Raw genomic sequence first — 19,164 nt, forward strand, 5'->3', positions numbered from 1 at the left:
AGGTCTGAGGTTGGGTGAAGCCGGGCGGCGTGTCGCGGGGTGCGTTGATGAAGGACGACTGGCGCGTCGGCCGCGTTGGCTCGTGAACGTTAGGGATGGGGGGCGAGGACGCCCACCCGGTGGACTCGAAGGGGCTGAGTGCCCGGCTGCCCATACTTGAAGCTGGGATCCGCACCTCGGGTTGCGGTATCCGGGAAAGGCATGGCGCTTCCTTCACCCACTGCTCAGCGGGCGAGCGACCCGGCGGCCGACAGGGCCCTGCTCCAGCAGGTGGCCCTGGGCAGCGCCTCCGCCATGCGGGGCGTGTATGCGCGCTGCGCCTCCCGGGCGTTCGCGGCGTGTCTTCGCCTGCTGCCCTCCCGCGCGGACGCGGAGGAGGTGCTCCAGGAGGCGTTCCTGGAGGTGTGGCGGCGCGCGCGCGACTTCGACCCGGAGCGCGGGGGGCTGGAGACGTGGGTGACGACCATCGCTCGCACGCGCGCCATCGATCGGCTGCGCTCGCTGGGCACCGCGGCGCGCGTGGCGGAGGGCGTGGTGCACCATCCGCCTCCGACGAGCGCCACGCCGCTGGCCCCGGACGACGCGTTGGGAATGGGGCAGGACCGGGTGAGGGTGCGCGCGGCGATCCGGACCCTGCCTCCCGAGCAGCGGGAGGTGGTGGAGCTGGCCTACTTCGAGGGGCTGTCGCAGCGAGAGATCGCCGAGCGCACCGGGCATCCGTTGGGCACGGTGAAGACGCGGGCGCGGCTTGCGCTGGAGAAGCTCGCCGACGTGCTCGGGCGGGGCGGCTGAGGCTTCACGTTAAGGGAGTCTTAAGAACCTCCGGGTACTGTCGGCCTTCATTCATCCATTCGTGACGGCACCGTGGTGACCGGGAGGGAGAGGAGGCGAGCGGGAGATGGGGGAGCGAATCCTGCTGGTGGAGGACGACGCCCGGCTGGGCGCGCAGATCGTCGAGCACCTGAAGGGCGCGGGGTTCGAGGCGGAGTGGTGGACGGAGGGGCGGATGCTGCTGCCCGGCGAGCTCCCCGACGTGGGGTTGGTGGTGCTGGACCTGATGCTGCCGGGGACGTACGGGCTGGACATGCTCAAGGCGCTCCGGGGGTTCTCGGAGGTGCCGGTGCTCATCCTGAGCGCGCGCAACGACACGCTGGACAAGGTGCGGGCGCTGAAGCTGGGCGCGGATGACTACCTGACGAAGCCGTTCTGGCCGGAGGAACTCATCGAGCGGGTGCGCGCGCGGCTGCGCCGGCCGGTGTTGCAGAAGCCGGAGTCGGTGCTGGAGCTGGGGCCGCTGCGCGTGGACTTCCTGGGGCGCGAGGTGCGCGTGGAGGGGCGCGTCGTGGAGTTGACGCGGGTGGAGTTCGACGTGCTGGCGGCGCTGGCGCGCAGGCCTCGTGAGGCGGTGACGCGGCAGTGGCTGGTGGAGCACGTGTTGGATCCGGAGCGCGAGGGGACGGAGCGGACGCTGGACGTGCACGTGTCGCGGCTGCGCAGGAGGCTGGCGCCGGCGCAGTGCGTGGAGACGGTGTGGGGCGTGGGGTACCGGCTGGTCGAGGGGGAGGGGTCGTGAAGCTGCGCTTGCGCCTGGCGCTCACGGCGATGGCGGCGGCGCTGCCGGTCGTGGTGGCGATGGCGTACTTCCAGAAGTCCCTGCGGGAGCGCTCGCAGGAGGAGGTGCTCGAGGCCGCCACGCTGGCGCGCGTGCAGGTGGAGCGCTCGCGCTGCGAGGCGTCGCCAGAGACGTGGCGCCCGCGTCCCTCGGAGCGAGGAGCGCCGCCGCCTCGGCGTGGGGAGGATGGGCGGCCGCCACCATCGCGTCCGCTTGATGAGGGGGCGGAGCGGCGCCCGCCGCGACAGGGCGGGCTTGGTGCCGAGGCTGTCCGACCACCCCCACCGCGCGCGCAGGATGAAGACGCGGAGGGGCGCCCGCCGCGACAGGGCGGGGCTCGTGGCGGCGATGGGGCGGGGCCTCCCGCCTTCGCGGATGCTCCAGATGGCCGCGGGCGCTCTGGTGCTGCCACGGCGAATGGCCTCGGTCCGTCTCTCTTCGACAACGGGCGTCCTCCACCTCCGGCGGACGGTGATGGCGGGCGTGCACCCGCGCGAGTCGAGCACTTCCCCTATGACGCCCAGTTCGTCTCACGCAATCCGAGGGCCCCCGTGTTGTCGGAGGACATGCGGGTCGCGGCGAGTGACGGGACGGTGGTGCGCCGCTTCGAGCAGGACGGACGGCGCATGCTCGAAGTGCTGCTGCGCATGCCGTGGGAAGGGGGACCGTGTGCCTTCATCCTCGCGCGCCGGGAGGAGCCGCCGCCTCCCTCGATGCTCTCCCTGCCGCCGCTCAAGGACTGGAGCCTGCTGGTCTCCACCGTCGTGGCCTCGGTGGTGCTCGCGCTGGGCCCGGTGGTCCGCAGGATCCGCATGCTCACCGAGGACGTGCGCGCCTCGGCCCGCAGCGGCTACGCGCAGCCGGTGGCCGTGCGCGGACAGGATGAGATCGCCGACCTGGCGCGCGCCTTCCAGGAGGCTCGCGCGGAGATCCAAGCGCGGATGGCGCACCAGGAGGCGCGTGAGCAGGGCCTGCGTGACTTCCTGGCCAACACCACGCATGACGTGATGACGCCGCTCACGGTGTTGCAGGGCAACCTGTCCGCGATGCAGCAGCGCGTGTCGCGCGGCGAGCCCGTGTCCGCGACAGAGGTGGCCTCCGCGATGAGCGAGGCCCACTATCTGACCTCCCTCGTCCACAACCTCGCGGCGGCGACGCGGCTGGAGGCCGGCGCGCCCCACGTCCAGCGCGTACCCGTGGACCTCAATGACGTGGTGGGCCGGGTCCTCGGTCGTCACCAGCCCATCGCCCGGCAGCAGCGCATCTCCCTGGAAAGCGGCGTTCCCGCCGTGCCCGTGCGAGTGCTCGGCGACGTGACGCTCATCGAGCAGGCCGTGAGCAACGTCGTGGGCAATGGCGTGCGCCACGGCCGCGAGGACGGCCACGTGGCGGTGGTGCTGGAGAGCACCCGCGAAGGTCGCTTCCACCTGCGCGTCCTCGACGACGGGCCCGGCATCCCCGAGGACGAGCGCGCGCGGCGGCTCGCCCGGGGCGCGCGTGGCAACGCGGCCCGCACGCGCGCGCCGGAGGGGCAGGGGCTCGGGCTGCACATCGCCCACGACGTGGCCCAGGCCCACGGCTGGACCCTGACCCTGAGCCCGTCGGAGTACGGCGGGCTCGAGGTGTGCTTCTCCGGCGAGGTGCTCGCCGACGATGCCCCGGTGTCTCGCGGGTGACGCCGGGGCCGCGAGCTCACTCGAGCTCGCTGGCGTCGTAGCGTCCGCTCTCCAGCTTCCGCAGATACTCCTCGAAGAAGTCCTCCATCGAGTCGGCGAACGGGCCAAGCGGACCGCCGTGGATCTCCCAGCGAATCACCTGCCCGACGCTGCCGTGCTCCTCGGGCTCCAGGTCCACGCAGTACAGGTTGCCGCCACTGTCCGAGGCGAAGGGCACCCAGCCCGGGTGCCACCACGTCCACTTCACGAACCGCTGGTCCTTGGACAGCTCGTGGGGCCGGGCCTTCTTGAAGACGCCATTGTCGACGTGCTCCCGCAGGCCCTTCCACAGCTCCTGGATCTGCTCCGTGGTCAACACGTCGTACTCGGAGATGGACAGACCGCGGGACGTCGGGGCGCCGCCGCCGAACTTCTGGAGGAACGCGCGGAAGTCCGAGGGCAGCGCCTTGCCGACCTGCTTCTCCAGCGCGGCGATCCGCTCGGGCGTGGCGGGGCGGTTGACCGTCAGCCGCGAGGCATGGTCCGGGTGGTGCTTGTCGGCCCAGTCGCCAATCTGCTTCCAGATGCCGTCCATGCGCTTTCGCGCGGCCTGTTCCCGCGTGGGGCTTCCGGCCGCGAGCAGCCGCTCGATGACCTTCGTGTGGCCACGGCGCGTCGCCAGGTCGATGGGGTAGTAGCCCACGGTGTTGGCGAGGTGCGGGTCCGCGCGCGCCGCGAGCAGCGCCTCCAGCGGCTCCACGTCCTCGATGCAGGCCGCCAGGTGCAGCGGCGTCCAGCCTCGGGCATTGGGCTGGTTCGGATTGGCCCCCGCGCGCAGCAGCGCGCTCACGATTCGCGGCGACGGAGTGCTGAACAGCTCGTCCTCGTTGACGGTGAGGGTGAGCGCGGTGTCACCCTCGTCATCCGTCGCGAGGTGATTGACGTTGGCGCCCTTCGCGATGAGCCGCTCGACGGCACCCTCGTTCCCGGCGCGGATGGCCCACATCAGGGCCGTCCACCCGCGGTCGTTGACGGTCTCCACCGAGGCGCCGTGCTCCAGCAGCAGCTCCGTCAGCTTCGGCTGGTCCTTGAACGTCGCGGCCAGCATCAAGGGCGTCTCCTCCTGCCCGTTGGGAGCGTTGACGTCCACCCCCGCCTTCAGGAGCACCGCGAGGATGTCCTCCGACGGCGCCTCATTGTCCTCGCCGAACAGGTCCGTGAGCACCGTGGAGCCCGCTTCGTCGTTCCAGCGCTGGTTGACGTTGGAGCCCTTGTCGATGAGCAGCCTCACCAGCGCCACCCCCTCGTCACCCGACTGCGCCGTGGCGAACGAGAGCGCGATGGCCCCATCCGAGTCCTGGGCGTGGACGTCCGCGCCGGCGTCGAGCAGCAGTCGGACCAGCTCCAGGCTGCCCTCGCTGGCCGCGGAGTGCAGGGCGGGGTAGCCCTTGGCGTCGATGGTGTTCGGGTTGGCGCCCGCCGCGAGCTGCTTCGCGACGTCCTTGGCGTTCGAGGCTTCGATGGCTGCGAGCAGCCTGGCGTCCAGGGGGGACAACTTCTTCTTGGGCGACATGAGGGGGGCTCCGGCGGGGACGGTCGTTCTCCTGAACGTCGCCTCGGCGGAAATGTCGCGACCCGACCGGTTTCAGGGGAAGCGCGCGAGGAAGGCCGCGAGCAGGGGGCCTCCTCGTCGCGCCTCCTCGGGGGAGCCGGGCCCGCCCTCGCGCAGCCGGGTGCGCAGCTCCTCGAGCGCCGGCTTCATCGCGTCATAGGCCTCGCTCGCCGCCTCCGCGTTGTCGAAGAAGCGATGGTGGAGCAACCAGCCCGACACGGCGCAGGTGACGGCATGGAACGAGCGGCTGTCATCGCGCTCGTACGTGAGTCGCAACTGCCCCGCGAGCTCCTCATCCCGAGCGATGGTGCCCCCCTGCGAGCCCGCCCAGCCGAGCGAGGCTCCTGCTTCGTACGGGGTCCATTCGACCGGCGGGGCGTGCATCGGCCCACCATTCCAGCGAGCCCCGTGAGGGTGCAAGCGCTGGTGCGCGCGTATGTCCCGCGGGCGTCGACATGGGGGCAGGGGAGCGCCTCGATGACGCGAGGCAGGCCGCGCGGTGGGCCCGGGGCTCGCGCCCGGCAACGTGCGGGCCCGTTGCGCATCCCCGCGCGGTGCTCCACGTTCCAGACAGGTTCCCCTGGCTGACGCCGCGCCGCCGGAGGGGGCGGGTCTCGTGCCCAGGGGTTGGGGCGCGAGACACCTGGTCGAGTCGAGACGAGGGGGCCCGCGTCATGCCAGCCGAACCGTCCAGCCCACGTGGTCCTCGCCCGTCGGGGCGCTCCTCGCGAGGGTGGCCTCCGACGTCGCGACAGGCCTGGCGACGCTCCCTGTCCATCCTCGCCATGCTGCTGCTCCTCGTGGCCGGCGAAATCTATGTGAGCGTCCTGGTGGGCCGACGGCTGTCCTTGATGCTCGTCGTCGCGCTGACCTGCGTGGTCATCAGCGTCGTGGTCTTCGGCTACCTCTTCATCTCGGACCGCGGCGACCTTCCACGTCCATGACGCCGGGAGCGCGCGCCGTGGGGAAATGCACGGCGAATCGTCCTGGAGGCCCAGGTGTGGGGTGAACAGTGACACCGGGCCTGGTTTGTGTGGCGCGCCGCGAGGCGGCTAACCTGCCGTGTCCATGAAGGCGCTCATCGTCTCCCTGTTCTTGTTGGGTTCGGCTCCTCCCGCCGCGACTCCGGCGCTGGCACCGGAAGCACTCTCGGCGCCGCCCGTCTCGGATGATTCCCCGACGGCGTGGGCCTGTACCGTCGACACGCTTCGCGAGGGCAAGGAGTGTGTCTTCGAGTCCGAGGCCACGCCAGGCACACCGAGCCCCGAGCAGGACGCCGCCAACCGCAAGCTGCTCAAGGACATCTCCCGCGCGCTGTGCACGGAGACGGTGGGCAATGCGCGCGAGGGCGTCTCCGACGCGACGCTCGTGGCCATGTGCGAGAAGCGCTATCTCGCCGCCGCGGACAAATGCGGGCTGGGGGGCAACGTGTCCATCGTGGACTCGAAGGGCCGCTTCGCGGCGACGGCGCGCACGTGCTACCGCGGCCTGTCCACGGTCCTCCAGGAGGCGCAGTTGATGGCCACCGTGGCCGCGCCCTGCTGTGAGTGCGCCGCGCGCCGAGGCTGTCCCGCCGCCGGCGACCGCTGCTACGCGGACGTCGCCCAGCAGCAGACCAGCCCCGCGACGCTCGCGTGCCTGAGCGAGCGCTGCGAGGACGTGTGCTCCGTCGTGTTGCCCTCGACGTCCACGGCGCCCACCGCGCGCGAGCGTGCGGGGTCGTCTCGTTCCGGTTCGGCTTCGCTCTAGGAGTCTGCGCCATGCGCCACCATCCCTGGACTGTCCCCACCTGGGCCCTGTTGGGCTCGCTCGCCGCCGGCTGCGGCGCGTCGCACTCCCATGTCACCTGGACGGAGTCGCCGCCCCGCGAGGACGCGCCTGTCGTCGAGAAGGCCCGCGAGGCCCCGCCGCCCAGCGCCTCCGCGGACCCCAAGGGCTTCGTCGCGCGCTATCCGAATCCGGCCCTGTGCGAGGCTGCCGCGCGTCGGGTCCAGGCCGAGTCCCGCGACGAGGGCTGGGCCGCCCTCAAGGCCTGCATCGAGCTGACGCCCTTCACCCAGCTTCGAGCGCTGCTCGGCGGCGCGTGGGCGGAGGACCTGAAGGTGCGTCCCGAGGCCGCGAACCTCATCGCGCGCGTGGTGGCGCAGCGCGGGGGCAGCGTGCCCGGTGAGCTCCAGTACCTGCAGGAGCGCAAGATCCCCATCTTCTCCCTCGCCTCCGCGGTGGAGCGGCCGGACACGTACAAGGGCCGCTACGTGCTGCTGCGCGCGCGCGTGGCGGACCAGCGCTCGGAAGGGGAGAAGCCCACGGTGTGGCTGGTGGAGCACACGCTGGCCTCGGTGGAGTCGGATGCCCCGGTGGGCTACGGGGAGACGTTCGACACCACCACGACGACGAACGGTGACCTGGGTGGGCAGACGCAGCTCACGGGGCCGGGGCGGCTGGGTGGGAACCTCAGCACCCGCGAGCGCGGCACCGCGTCCACCACGCGCAAGCACTTCGACAATGTCTCGGATGAGACGGGCCGGGAGGCGCTGGGGCGGCTCTCCGGCGCGGACCCCTTCCTCGAGGCGCGTCGCGAGTACGTCTTCCTGGCGCGCTTCGACGGGGTGCGGTTGACGTCGGGCGGCAACGACGATGACGCCGAGGCGCCGCGCATCCCGGTGCTGACCATCGTCAGCTACCACGCCCCGCAGGCGCTCGTCGTCTACTGAGCCGTCGCGAGGCCCAGGCCCGCAAGAAAAAACGAGGCGCCGGGGACTGTCCCGACGCCTCGTCTGGGGAGCTGGCCCCGCGCCAACCCCACCTGATTCCGAGAGTTCCGCGGGAAAAAACGGCCTCTCATCCAGGAGACCCCTCGCGCTCGGGGCCGGCCACGAGCTGCGTGGATTTTTCCTCTCGCCGTGGCGCACGCACATCGCGTGCTGTGAGGCGGGGTGGGGAAGCGGGCCCCGTGAGGACTACGGGAGCTGGGCGCTCGTGACGACGAAGGCCTGGGTGCTGTCGCGTCCGGACTCGAGCCGCACGGACACCGGCTGGGCCGGCGTGGTGCCCAGGCTCACGCCCACCGGGGCCTCCACCTGCACCTGGAAGGTGCCGGGGATGAGGAACCGGAAGGTGGCCTCGAAGGTGCCGTCCGCGTTGGCGTCCGTCAGCGGCAGCGTCTCGCGGCTGCCCTCGGCGTTGATGAGCACCGCGTTGAGGTTCGCGAGCGTGAGGACCTGGCCCTCGAGTGTCGGCAGGACGACACCGGCGCCGAGCGTCACCTCCACGTCGATGCTCGCGGAGGCGGTCAGCTCCGCGGACTTGATGACCGGGCTCATCACCCAGCGGCCGGAGTTGCCGGCCTCCTTGCCGAAGCTCTGCGCCACGTCGAAGTCGACCAGGAGGATCTTCTGCTCACCCTCGATGGTGAGCTTCTCCGTGAACTTCACCTTCAGGCCGGAGGAGCCGTAGCTGGGCATGTGCAGCCGACCGGACACCTCGGCGCCCTCGGGCAGGCCCGCGTAGTCATCCGACGTGGCGAAGATGGACGTGGTGCCGTCCTCGTTGCGCACCTCCAGGTAGCCGCCGGTGATGACGAAGCGCAGCTGGTCGTAGTCGCCGTTGGGCACCACGGCCTCGGACACGAGCTCCGAGGTGGAGTTGGCCAGCTCCAGCAGGCTCACCGTCACGGGCTCGTCGCGCAGGACGACGCGACCGCCCTCGGAGTCTCCGCCCTGCAGGTAGATGCTCGAGATGGTGACCACCGCCGTCTCGATGCCGTCACCCGGCGCGTCCGTCAGCAGGAGGGAGACCTTTCCATCATCGCCACCACCACAGCCGAGCAGTGGCAACAGCAACACCATGGCGAACCTCGAGACGAGGCTCGCGCGAAGCGAGTCGATGAACGACATGAGGGCTTTTCTCCAGCGAAGGGGCCTCGGGGTGGAGGCCGTTTCGACGGAAATGACTCGCCACCGGACGCATCGGCCACGAGAAAGGCGGTGGACCTGTCCGCATCCTCACCCCGCGTGGAGGTGGGCGTGTCCGGTAGCGTGTGTCGCCGTCCGACTCAGGGCCCGCCCGAGTCCAGTCCGTGCTTGCGCAGGAGCTTGCGCAGGTACACGCGGTCGATGCCCGCTTCACGCGCCGCGCGGGACACGTTGCCCTCGCAGCGCTCGACGAGGTTGCGCAGGTAGTCGCGCTCGAAGCCCTCGATGAGGCGCTCCTTGGCTTCCTTGAAGGGCAGGTCGAGCGCCAGCGACAGCGTGGACTCGTCGTCCTCCTCGTCCTGGGAGGAGGGCGCGCGAGGGGGCGCCTCGGGCAGGTCGGGCATCTCCGGGAGCGCCTCCTCGCCCATGCTGACCACGCGGTCCACCACGTTGCGCAGCTCGCGCACGTTGCCCGGCCACGGGTACTGCGTCAGCAGGGCGCGCGTGACCTCGGAGAGGGCGCTGGGAGGCTTGCCCAGGCGCGAGAGGACGGTGTCGATGAGCAGGGGGATGTCCTCGGGGCGCTCGCGCAGGGGCGGCAGCACGACGCGCAGCACCGCGAGGCGGTGGAACAAGTCGCCGCGGAAGCGGCCCTGCTTCACCGCGCCCTCGAGGTCCTGGTGCGTGGCGGCGACGACGCGCACGTCGAAGGTGCGGTAGTCGTTGGCGCCCACGCGCTTGACCTGCCGGCGCTCCAGCACGCGCAGGAGGCGCGGTTGGACCTCGAGCGGGAGCTCGCCCACCTCGTCGAGGAAGAGGGTGCCGCCGTGGGCGCGCTCGAAGGCGCCCGCGCGATCCGCCTGGGCCCCGGTGAAGGCGCCCTTCACGTGGCCGAACAGCTCGCTCTCCAGGAGCTGGGGAGGGATGCCCGCGAGGTCCGCGATGACGAAGGGGCCCTTGCCGCGCGAGCCGTGCGTGTGGATGGCCTCCGCGCACAGCTCCTTGCCGGTGCCCGTCTCGCCCTGGATGAGGACGTCGGACTCGCCCTGCTGGGTCATCCGCTCCAGGAGGGTGAAGACCTCCCGCATGCGGCGGCTGGTGCCCACCAGGCCCCCGAAGCTCGTCCGGGTGGAGAGGGGCGGAGCCTTGGACTTCTCGCCTTCGGCGACGAGCCGCAGCTCCGTCGTCCCAAGGGTCAGCGTGGCCCCTGGACGAACCTCCAATTCCGAGAAGCGCATGCCCTCGCAGAAGGAGCCATTGCGCGAGCCCGGATCCGTGGCGCGCACGAGATTGTCCCGGACCTCCAGCAGCAGGTGCTGCCTGGAGACGGCGCGATCCGGCAGGACGATGTCCGCCGACGCCTCGGAGCCCACCCGGTAGCGCCCTGGCGCCAGCGGGTACACCCGTCCGGCATCCGGCCCGGACAGCACCGCCAGCTTCACCCGGACGCGCGCGCTCCGGAGTGCCGGCAGGGTATCGGTCCGGACCAGCGCGTCATCCCCATCCTCGTCTCCCATACTTGCCACGGTCCGGAACATAGCACGGGGAAGACCTGGGAAGTTCGGGGTCCCAGGAAAGTGGGGTAGGGTCTGTTCTTGATATGGCCTTGCAGCCCGGCGACAGGTTCGGCCGATACGAGTTGGTGTCCTGGCTCGGTCGGGGGGGAATGGCGGAGACGTGGCGCGCCCGGTGGATGGGCGACGCTGGCGTGACGAAGTCCGTCCTCATCAAGAAGGTGCTCCCGGAGTTCGTGGCGGACGACGCGTTCGTGTCGATGTTCGTCAACGAGGCGAGAATCTCCGCCACGCTGTCCCACGGGAACATCGCGCAGGTCTTCGACTTCGGACGGGTGGATGGGCAGTACTACCTGGCAATGGAGTTGGTGGACGGGCCGCCGCTGCACCGCATCATGAAGCGGGCGGTGAAGACGGGCCTGCCGCGGTTGCCCATTCCGATCGCGACGTACATCACGTTGGAGATCTGCCGGGGGCTGCACTACGCGCACACGCGGACGGATGACAAGGGTGTGCCGCTGGGCATCGTGCACCGGGACATCTCTCCGGACAACGTGCTGGTCAGCTACGAGGGGCAGGTGAAGATCGTCGACTTCGGCATCGCGAAGGCGCGGATGGCGCGCAACTTCCAGACGGAGCCGGGGGTGGTGAAGGGGAAGTACCTGTTCTTCTCGCCGGAGCAGGCGCGAGGGCGGGAGGTGGATGCGCGGACGGATGTGTGGGCGACGGGGCTGGTGCTGTACGAGATGTTGTGCGGGCAGCCGCCGGTGTCGGGCTCGCAGGCGGCGGTGATGATGAAGATGGCGAACGGGGAGTTTCCTTCGCCTCGGGAGGTGTACGCGGGCATCCCGGAGGAGCTGGACGACATCGTCATGAAGGCGCTGTCGGTGGATTTGTCGGCGCGGTACGAGTCGGCGAATGCGTTCGCGGATGCGCTGGCGGGGTTCCTGTACTCGTATTCACCGCGCTTCTCCGCGATGAACCTGGCGTACCTGGCGCGGGTGCTGTTCCGTGGGGACATGGCACAGGAGGGGCGGGAGTTGTCCGTGCCTCCGTCGTTCATCGATGAGCTGACGCTGTGGCGGCAGCAAGCGGAGACTCCGGCGGAGGAGCCGCCGCAGCCCTCACGTGGGTCGAAGCCGGTGGTCTCGCAGGCGCTGTCCAAGGTCGAGACGGACTTGAAGCCCCGGCTTCAGCGGGCGACGCGGAAGCTGTTGCCCGCGGTGAGCGAGGCGCCGCCTCCGGTCGTGGATGATGCGCCCGAGGTTCCGACGCACGCGACGGGGAGTCTCGCACGCGGGACGAAATGGGGGATGCTGATGGTCGCCGCGGCGGTCGTGGGCGCGCTGTGGGGGGGCGTCTATTGGCTCTTCGGGAGGAGTCGGGAGCTGCCCCTGCCGCAGTCCTCCCGCCCGCAGGTGAATCCCGCGTACCCGATTCCGGGGCGGCTCGACGAAGAACAGGGCGCGCGCCGGATGTCGGCCGCGGAGCTCGCCGAGGAGGCTCGGAAGAAGGCTCAACGCGCTCGGGATGACGGGGCCTATCGGAGCGCCGCGGACTTCGCGGATCAATGTCTCAAGAACGTACCGGACCATCCTCAGTGTCTGTTGATTGCTGGGGCCAGCCATGCGCGAGACGGGAGGTTCGAGGAGGCCGCTGCTCGGTATCAGCGGTTCGTCGAGCGTCACCCCGAGCATGATTTCGCGAAGACCGCGCGGACCCTGGTGGAGGAGTACTCGAGGAAGAGCGCGGAGGCGAAGGTCGCGCAACCCAAGGAAGCTCCTCCCGGATACAAGGTCATCTACGACAAGGATGCCCCTGCGAATCCACCAGCGGGAGCTGGTTCCGCCACATCTTCGAACCCGAGCACCCCTGAGAGCGTGGCGCGCGACTTGGTTCAGAAGACCCGGGAGTTGCTCAAGCGACAGAAATACCCGGCGGCTCTGGAGATCGCGCAGGAATGCCATGCGATGTTTCCCGAAGATCCTGATTGCCACCTGGTCCTGGGAATCACATACGCCCGGCTCAACAAGATCGATGAGGGGGCAAAGAGCTACAGGCGTTTCCTTGAGCTTGCTCCGAAAAACCATCCGAGCCGCAGCGGAGTGACGAGCCTGCTCAAGGCCTACGACTCAAGCCGCTATTGACCCATTCTTCCGCCACGGCACGCGCCCATGTCCACCGAACGGAACCAACGCTTCGGCCGATACGAGCTCCAGTCCCTCCTGGGCCGGGGCGGGATGGCGGAGACGTGGCGCGCGAAGCTCGTCGGTGCCGCGGGCGTCACCAAGCCGGTCCTCATCAAGATGGTGCTGCCCGAGTTCGCCAACCACTCGGACTTCATCTCCCGGTTCATCAGTGAAGCGCGCATCTCCTCCACGCTGTCCCACGGCAACATCGCCCAGGTCTTCGAGTTCGGGCGCGTCGAAGGCCAGTACTTCCTCGCCATGGAGCTGGTCGACGGCCAGCCCCTCCATCGCGTCCTGAAGCGCGCCGCCAGGCTCGGCCTGCCGCGACTGCCGCCTCCGCTCGCCGCGTACATCGCCCTGGAGATGTGTCGGGGCCTGCACTACGCGCACACGCGCACCGACGAGAAGGGCGCCCCGCTGGGCATCGTCCACCGCGACATCTCTCCGGACAACGTCCTCATCAGCTACGAGGGCCAGGTCAAGATCGTCGACTTCGGCATCGCCAAGGCCCGCATGGCCCGCGACTTCGAGACCCAGCCCGGCGTCGTGCGCGGCAAGTACCTCTACTTCTCCCCCGAGCAGGCCAAGGGCCTGGAGGTCGATGCCCAGAGTGACGTCTGGTCCACGGGGCTCGTGCTCTACGAGATGCTCTGCGGACAACCTCCCGTCACCGGCACCCAGGCCTCGGTGATGCTGCGGCTGGCCTACGGCGAGTTCCCTCCACCCCGACACCTTCGCCCCAGCCTCCCCGCCGAGCTGGACGCGCTCATAATGTCCGCCCTCTCGGTGGACCTGTCCGCGCGCTTCCACTCCGCGCATGCCTTCGCCGAAGGGCTCGCGGAGTTCCTCTACTCCCAGAACCGCTCGTTCTCGTCCCAGGACCTGGCGCACGCACTCCGGCTGCTCTTCCGCGAGGACCTCCAGAAGGAGGGACGCACCCTCAACGTCCCTCGCTCCTTCGAGGAGGAGTTCGCGTCCTGGCGCACCTCCGAGGCCCGCTCCAGGCCCCCCTCGAAGCCGCACCCCCGGGAGACCCTGGAGCTCCCCGCCGCTCCACACCCTGGCACCATGCCCCTGGCCAGGAGTCCGGACCTGGACCGCACGGTGCTTGATGCCGCGCGCCTGTCCGGCGAGCCGCCCACGCAGCTGCTCGGCGCGTTCGGGCTCATGTCGCGCCTGTGGCTCTCCCGCAGATGGCGTGTGGCCGGACTCGTGTCCCTCGGGGTGATCGGCACGGTGCTCACCGGACTCCTGATCGCCCGCGCCATCCCCTCGGACTCCACTGGCACTCCGGTCGCAGGGGGCGACACGCGGCCCGTGACCGGCGAGCTGCGCCCTCCCGCTGTCATCGCGTATCCCGTGAGGGAGCTGATGCTCGAGGCGGACCGCGATGTCCTCGTCGTTCCGCGGACGTTCCGGACCTTCGAGTCGCTCGACCCCTCGCGGACCTATGCGCTCGGCGACGCGACGGTCCCCGCTCAGGACGAGCCCGAGGTCCTTACCCCCGACGTCGACGGGCCGACCCCGGTCTTCCATCTGCTGTCCGGGGACGCGGACACACTCCCCGAGGCCGTCCGTCTCGGTCAGGTGACGCTCGCCCCGACGCGCTTCTCGGGGGCCCGCTTCGCCTCGCTGTTCAGGCTGGGACCGCCGGGGCTTCGCGCCATCCCCGGACGCACCATCCGACTCGCGGGCCGTGGCCGCGAAGAGTTCCAGACCACGACCTTCCGCCCGGACGCGGAAGGCCTCCTCCTGAAGCGAGCGCTCACGCTCACCGGCCTGGACCCGGCGGTCCTGTACTCCCTCAAGCTGGAGCCGACCGAGCGCGACGCGTTCCTCCACGGACCCAAGGCAGGACCCGCGCGCGCCGTCCTCTGCGCGCAGTGGGTGCCCGACGCCGATGCGGCGCCACGCAACGCCCCCAGGCCCGAGCGGGAAGGGGCCCTGCTCCAGTTCCTCCTCTCCGTCGGTACCGAGCGTCGCGTTCGAGGCGTGCTCGGGCTGCGGTGTGCATTCATCGACGACAGCGTGGACGGCAACTCGGGCGCGCTGCGGCTGCGCATCGAGGAGCCCGAGCCCTCCCAGCGTCCGCCTCCGAAGAAGGCGCGGAGCGCGGACGTGGGGACGCTGGTCCTGCAGATGCGGCAACGGCTGCAGGCCGGTGACGCCGGGGGCGCGCGCTCGCTCGGCGAGAAGTGTCTGTCCTTGGCCCCCCAGCACGCGGAATGTCTGCTCATGTCCGGGACCGCGTCGACGCTGGAGGGGCGCCCGGACGAGGCGGCGCGCCTCTACAGACGGTTCCTGGAGCTGCATCCCCGGCATGCACAGACGGAGGTCGTGAAGGGCTTGTTGTCAGGTCTGGAAGGGGTGGATCCACCGCGGTGAGCGTTCGTTCGTGACCTGTCGTATCTTCCGCGCAAGGCCCGGGGGGGCACTCATGGCGCATGATCCACATGAGCAGTTCGGACGCTACGAGCTCCAGTTCCTCATCGGCCGTGGCGGCATGGCGGAGACGTGGCGCGCGCGGCTGCTCGGCGCCGCCGGAGTCACCAAGCCCGTCCTCATCAAGAAGGTCCTGCCCGAGTTCGCCGACGACGACGCCTTCGTCTCCATGTTCATCAGCGAGGCGCGCATCTCGGCCTCGCTGTCCCACGGCAACGTCGCGCAGGTCTTCGACTTCGGGATGATGGATGGCCAGTACTTCCTGGCCATGGAGCTGGTGGATGGACAGCCGCTCAATCGCGTCCTGAAGCGGGGCGCGCGGATGGGCCTGCCGCGTCTGCCCATCCCCCTGGCCGTCTATGTCGCCCTGGAGATGTGTCGGGGATTGAACTACGCGCACACGCGCACGAACGAGAGGGGCGTGCCGCTGGGCATCGTCCACCGCGACATCTCTCCGGACAATGTCCTCATCAGCTACGAGGGCCAGGTCAAGATTGTCGACTTCGGCATCGCCAAGGCCCGCATGCTGCGCGGCTTCCACACGGAGCCCGGCGTCGTGCGCGGCAAGTACCTGTACTTCTCCCCCGAGCAGGCCCGGGGGCGCGACGTGGATGCTCGCACGGATATCTGGGCCACGGGACTGGTGCTGTACGAGATGCTCTGCGGACAGCCTCCCGTGGTGGGCCCCGAGCCGGTGGTCCTCACCCGCATGGCCCAGGGCGACTTCCCGCCGCCCATCCAATTGCGCCAGGAGCTGCCGCCCGAGCTGAATGAGCTGATCCTCAAGGCGCTGTCGGTGGACGTGGCGCGGCGCTTCGAGTCCGCCAATGCCTTCGGCGACACGCTGGCCGCGTTCCTCTATTCGTTCGCGCCCCGGTTCTCGACGATGAACCTGGCCTACCTGGTTCGTGAGCTGTTCCGGGAGGACTTGCAGAAGGACGGCCGTGAGCTCCAGGTCCCTCCCGCCTTCGTCGAGGAGCTGTCGACGTGGCGCGAGCAGGAGTCACCAGGCTCCGGTCCCCGAGCCCCGCTGCCGGACGTGACGCCCGAGGATGCTCGACCCACGACGCCCGGAGTGGGGGCCGGGGTTCGCCCCGCGCCATCCGGTCCTCCGCTGGCGTCCACGCGGCCCACGACGCCTGGACCCGCGAAGGCAGTGAGAGGGGATGGCGGGGCAGGGGAGCGCTCGACCGGCGGGGGCGCCTCGCCAGCAACGCCGCCGCGCGCCTCGACGTCGGGGTCAGCGACCCGGTCCACGCCGCCTCGGTCCGCGGTGACTTCCGGCCCCCGGGCCATGCCTGGCGGCGCGGTGTCCTCGGTGGAGGCGTCGAACGGTGGAGCCCCGAGTCCGACGACTCCGGGCCCCTCATCACCGCGTCGAACCCAGACGTCTGGGGAGCTGCCTGCGTCCTCGGCCAGCACCTCCGAGGCGCGGTCGTTCTCGGCGTCTCCAGCACGTCGTACCCGCACCGAGGGCTCGTTGCCCGCGGCACCTGAGCTCACGGTGCCCGCGTTCGCATTCTCCGCTTCCGCTCCGTCGGGGCCATCCGTGTCGCCGCCTCCTCGACGCACCCGCACGGAGGGCTCGCTGGCCGCGGTGGTCCCCGAGGCTCCCGACTCCACGGTGCCGGAGTTCTCGCTCTCCGCTTCGAACCCGTCGGGACCTTCATCGTCGCCGCCCCGACGCGCCCGCACGGAAGGCTCGCTGCCCTCGGTGGTCCCCGAGGCTTCCGAGTTCACGAGGCCGGAGTTCTCGCTCTCGGCGTTGATCGCATCGGGACCTTCGTCGACGACGCCACCGCGTCGCACGCAGACCTCGACCTTGTTCTCCGTGGCGAGCGATGACGCGGCGGAGAACACGATGCCCGCGTTCTCGGTCTCCGCCTCGAGCTCGTCGGGGGGCTCGGTTTCGTCACCTCGCCGTACGCAGACTGCGGGCTCGCTCCCCGCGGCGGTTCACGACGCCTCGTCGGCCGTGAGCACGCCCACCGTGCGGTTCCCCTCGGTCCAGGGGCCTTCCTCGTCGTCACCACACCGCACCCAGACCTCGGGCTCGATGCCCAGCGACCTCCAGGAGGTGTCGTCGGCGCGCGCGGCGAACAGCCATCCGGAGGGGTACCCCGGATCCGCCCAAACAACCTCGGGGGCGGCTCCTCCGCTTCCACGTCGCACGCAGACCTCGGGTCCGATGCCCATGGTCCTCCAGGAGGTGCCGTCGGCGCGCGCGGCGACCAGCTATCCGGAGGGGTACCCCGGATCCGCCCAAACAACCTCGGCGGCGGCCCCTCCGCCTCCACGTCGCACCCAGACCTCGGGTCCGGCTCCCCTCGTCGCCCAGGACGCGTCGACTCGTGCGGCGAGCTCGCCCGCGGAGGGGCACTCAGCTCCCGCGCCAGGAACCGTGGCGACCTCCACTTCGTCGCCACGTCGTACTCGCCCCCTCGGCTCGATTCCCGCGGTCGTCCCGGAGTCATCCGCGCGTGCGGCGAGCGCCTCCGTGGAGTCACCGCACCCAGGGGCCACCTCCGCGACGCCGGGGGCGCCACGTCGTACCCACACCCTGGATTCAGCTCCCAGGGCCATCCCGGAAGCCTCCACACGTGCGGCGAGCGCGCCCACGGAGGTGCTTCGCTCGGACGCCGTGCCGACCCCGCCTTTCCCCGCGTCGCCGCCTCCGCGTCGCACGCTGCCCGCGGGGATGGCGCCCATGTCGAATCAGGAGGCCTCGGCGCGCGCCGCGAACGCGCCCACCGTGGTGCTGAACTCGGTTCCCGCCGGGAGCGCGCCCACGGTCCGGCTCGCCTCCATCTCCATCCCGAGGCGTCATCGTCGAACCGTCATCGCCGCGGGCGCCGCCCTGCTGCTGCTCTCCGCGGTGGCCATCCCCTTCCTCGTATCGAGGCGGTCCGAGCCCGGGGAGATCTCCCCGACCCAGCCCATCCCCGCTCCGACGGAACCCGGTGGGGCGAACCCCCTCCGTCCGCGGGCGCGACCCCAGCCTGCCCCCGGTGACCCGACCGCCGCGTCCCCGGACCCACGGCCGCTCGTGGCCGTCTCGCCCCACGGTTCGCCAGGAGCCGACGGCACCGAGCCCACCGACGAGCCCGAGTCCGTGGGCGAGTACCCGAAGGAGACGGCCTTCGTGCTCGACTCGAAGCGCCACGTCCTGCGCGTGCCGCTCGACCTGGTCGCCTTCTCCCGCCTCGATGCCTCGGCCAGCTACAGCTTCTGGGGGATGACGCAGGCGAAGTGGATGGCCGACCCGCTCATCCAGGAGCCCACGCCGCGCAGGGAGCCCCTCGTCTTCTTCCTGCTCTCCGGAGACGCGGTCCGTCCCGAGGTCCGCGAGGGCATCGTGTCCCGCCACCCCATCACCCTCCAGGGCGTCCGCGCCATCTCGCTGTTCACCCTCGGCGAGCCCACGCGAGAGGACCTCTCGCCCCAGTCCGTCTACCTCCGCAAGGTCAACACCGAGGACCAACAGCGCTTCACCTTCCACCCCGAGCCCATGCGCCTCTCCGCTCGCAAGGGCTTCCGCATCAAGGGGCTCGACGTCCGGCAGACCTATGCCCTCTCACTCGTGCCCCGAGGGGAGGGCGTGTTCCTCCGAGGCCGCGCGCACGGCCCGGCCGCCCAGGTGGCCTGCCTCGAATGGTCCCCCCACGAGTCCGCCCCGGGCCCCCGCGAGCCGGGTGCCCATGCCGAGCAGCCCCTGCAGGTCCTCATCTCCGAGTGGCGAGAGGCCCGCGTCCGCGGCATCCAGGGCCTGCGCTGCGCCTTCATCGACGACGCCAGCTTCGACAACGAGGGCGAGGCCGAGGTCCACGTCACCCCATGGGAGAAGGCGCGCCGGCCCTCCACTCCGAATCACGAGGAGGCCGAGCGTCTGGCCCTCCAGGCGCAACGGCTGGCGCGCTCCGGTCAGCACCACGACGCCTTCCTGCTCGCCGAGGACTGTCTGCGCATGGCTCCCGAGCAGCCCGACTGCCTCGTCCTCTCCGGCGCCATGCAGCTCTTGCTCGGCAGGACCGAGGGCGCCCTCGAGCGCTATCGGACCTTCGTCAAGCGCCACCCCCACCACCCCGAGGCGCGCTCGGTGAATGGCATCCTCCAGACGTATGGCCAGACAAATTCAGGGAAAACGCCCCCGCCCCTCGGGAGATGAGAGGTCGCGGGTATTCCCTGACGACCCTTTTTGAACGGGATGCCCCGGGATACCCTACGCC

Annotated in this window: 13 protein-coding genes; 9 read left to right on the top strand and 4 right to left on the bottom strand. The window is 70.6% G+C overall.

Translation table 11 applies throughout. The features are described from left to right. Positions 1–201: 201 nt before the first annotated feature. From OWM54_RS41415 to OWM54_RS41425, 3 genes are all read left to right on the top strand, one after another. Positions 202–792, top strand: a complete 591-nt coding sequence (locus OWM54_RS41415; protein WP_267700894.1) for an RNA polymerase sigma factor — start codon at positions 202–204, stop codon at positions 790–792. Positions 793–898: 106 nt separating this feature from the next. Then, a complete protein-coding gene (locus OWM54_RS41420; protein ID WP_267700895.1) occupies positions 899–1,573 on the top strand; it encodes a response regulator transcription factor in 675 nt (224 codons plus the stop codon). Beyond that, positions 1,570–3,288 carry a HAMP domain-containing sensor histidine kinase gene (locus tag OWM54_RS41425; protein ID WP_267700896.1) on the top strand — a complete coding sequence of 573 codons (1,719 nt, stop codon included), beginning with the start codon at positions 1,570–1,572 and terminating at the stop codon, positions 3,286–3,288. The genes OWM54_RS41420 and OWM54_RS41425 overlap by 4 nt, the downstream gene beginning before the upstream one ends. A gap of 16 nt (positions 3,289–3,304) precedes the next feature. Here OWM54_RS41425 and OWM54_RS41430 read toward each other — a convergent pair whose 3' ends face one another. Next, positions 3,305–4,840 carry an ankyrin repeat domain-containing protein gene (locus OWM54_RS41430; RefSeq protein ID WP_267700897.1) on the bottom strand — a complete coding sequence of 512 codons (1,536 nt, stop codon included), beginning with the start codon at positions 4,838–4,840 and terminating at the stop codon, positions 3,305–3,307. Between the two features lie 72 nt (positions 4,841–4,912). Beyond that, a complete protein-coding gene (locus tag OWM54_RS41435; RefSeq protein ID WP_223749050.1) occupies positions 4,913–5,263 on the bottom strand; it encodes a hypothetical protein in 351 nt (116 codons plus the stop codon). A 401-nt stretch (positions 5,264–5,664) separates the two neighbouring features. Here OWM54_RS41435 and OWM54_RS41440 point away from each other — a divergent pair, with 401 nt between their 5' ends. The 3 genes from OWM54_RS41440 (at position 5,665) to OWM54_RS41450 (ending at position 7,593) form a co-directional block, all read left to right on the top strand. Next, positions 5,665–5,823, top strand: a complete 159-nt coding sequence (locus OWM54_RS41440) for a hypothetical protein (RefSeq protein WP_223749049.1) — start codon at positions 5,665–5,667, stop codon at positions 5,821–5,823. Between the two features lie 124 nt (positions 5,824–5,947). Then, entirely contained in the window at positions 5,948–6,628 is a 681-nt protein-coding gene (locus OWM54_RS41445; RefSeq protein WP_223783347.1) for a hypothetical protein, read from the top strand. Between the two features lie 11 nt (positions 6,629–6,639). Continuing rightward, positions 6,640–7,593 (top strand): hypothetical protein, encoded by a 954-nt coding sequence (locus OWM54_RS41450; protein ID WP_223749048.1) that lies wholly within the window; start codon positions 6,640–6,642, stop codon positions 7,591–7,593. A 246-nt stretch (positions 7,594–7,839) separates the two neighbouring features. Here OWM54_RS41450 and OWM54_RS41455 read toward each other — a convergent pair whose 3' ends face one another. Both OWM54_RS41455 and OWM54_RS41460 read right to left on the bottom strand, forming a co-directional pair. Further along, complete coding sequence (locus OWM54_RS41455; protein ID WP_267700898.1) at positions 7,840–8,775, bottom strand: DUF4382 domain-containing protein; 936 nt, start codon at positions 8,773–8,775, stop codon at positions 7,840–7,842. Between the two features lie 158 nt (positions 8,776–8,933). Further along, entirely contained in the window at positions 8,934–10,331 is a 1,398-nt protein-coding gene (locus OWM54_RS41460; RefSeq protein ID WP_223749046.1) for a sigma 54-interacting transcriptional regulator, read from the bottom strand. Between the two features lie 62 nt (positions 10,332–10,393). Between OWM54_RS41460 and OWM54_RS41465 the strand changes: the two genes are divergently transcribed. Genes OWM54_RS41465 through OWM54_RS41475 form a run of 3 tightly spaced genes read left to right on the top strand, consistent with a single transcriptional unit; the run spans position 10,394 to position 19,103 of the window. After that, positions 10,394–12,454 carry a protein kinase domain-containing protein gene (locus OWM54_RS41465; RefSeq protein WP_267700899.1) on the top strand — a complete coding sequence of 687 codons (2,061 nt, stop codon included), beginning with the start codon at positions 10,394–10,396 and terminating at the stop codon, positions 12,452–12,454. A gap of 27 nt (positions 12,455–12,481) precedes the next feature. Next, positions 12,482–14,881: a serine/threonine-protein kinase gene (locus OWM54_RS41470; protein WP_267700900.1), complete on the top strand. Its 2,400-nt coding sequence runs from the start codon at positions 12,482–12,484 to the stop codon at positions 14,879–14,881. Between the two features lie 52 nt (positions 14,882–14,933). After that, positions 14,934–19,103, top strand: a complete 4,170-nt coding sequence (locus OWM54_RS41475) for a serine/threonine protein kinase (protein WP_267700901.1) — start codon at positions 14,934–14,936, stop codon at positions 19,101–19,103. Positions 19,104–19,164: the final 61 nt, after the last annotated feature.

This window comes from Myxococcus sp. MISCRS1 (assembly GCF_026626605.1).
GTDB lineage: Bacteria > Myxococcota > Myxococcia > Myxococcales > Myxococcaceae > Myxococcus > Myxococcus fulvus.

Coding starts and splice junctions, on each gene's coding strand:
- OWM54_RS41415 (WP_267700894.1), top strand. CDS start 202: ATGGCGCTTCCTTCACCCACTGCTCAGCGGGCGAGCGACCCGGCGGCC.
- OWM54_RS41420 (WP_267700895.1), top strand. CDS start 899: ATGGGGGAGCGAATCCTGCTGGTGGAGGACGACGCCCGGCTGGGCGCG.
- OWM54_RS41430 (WP_267700897.1), bottom strand. CDS start 4,840: ATGTCGCCCAAGAAGAAGTTGTCCCCCCTGGACGCCAGGCTGCTCGCA.
- OWM54_RS41435 (WP_223749050.1), bottom strand. CDS start 5,263: ATGCACGCCCCGCCGGTCGAATGGACCCCGTACGAAGCAGGAGCCTCG.
- OWM54_RS41440 (WP_223749049.1), top strand. CDS start 5,665: ATGCTGCTGCTCCTCGTGGCCGGCGAAATCTATGTGAGCGTCCTGGTG.
- OWM54_RS41445 (WP_223783347.1), top strand. CDS start 5,948: ATGAAGGCGCTCATCGTCTCCCTGTTCTTGTTGGGTTCGGCTCCTCCC.
- OWM54_RS41450 (WP_223749048.1), top strand. CDS start 6,640: ATGCGCCACCATCCCTGGACTGTCCCCACCTGGGCCCTGTTGGGCTCG.
- OWM54_RS41455 (WP_267700898.1), bottom strand. CDS start 8,775: ATGTCGTTCATCGACTCGCTTCGCGCGAGCCTCGTCTCGAGGTTCGCC.
- OWM54_RS41460 (WP_223749046.1), bottom strand. CDS start 10,331: ATGTTCCGGACCGTGGCAAGTATGGGAGACGAGGATGGGGATGACGCG.
- OWM54_RS41465 (WP_267700899.1), top strand. CDS start 10,394: ATGGCCTTGCAGCCCGGCGACAGGTTCGGCCGATACGAGTTGGTGTCC.
- OWM54_RS41470 (WP_267700900.1), top strand. CDS start 12,482: ATGTCCACCGAACGGAACCAACGCTTCGGCCGATACGAGCTCCAGTCC.
- OWM54_RS41475 (WP_267700901.1), top strand. CDS start 14,934: ATGGCGCATGATCCACATGAGCAGTTCGGACGCTACGAGCTCCAGTTC.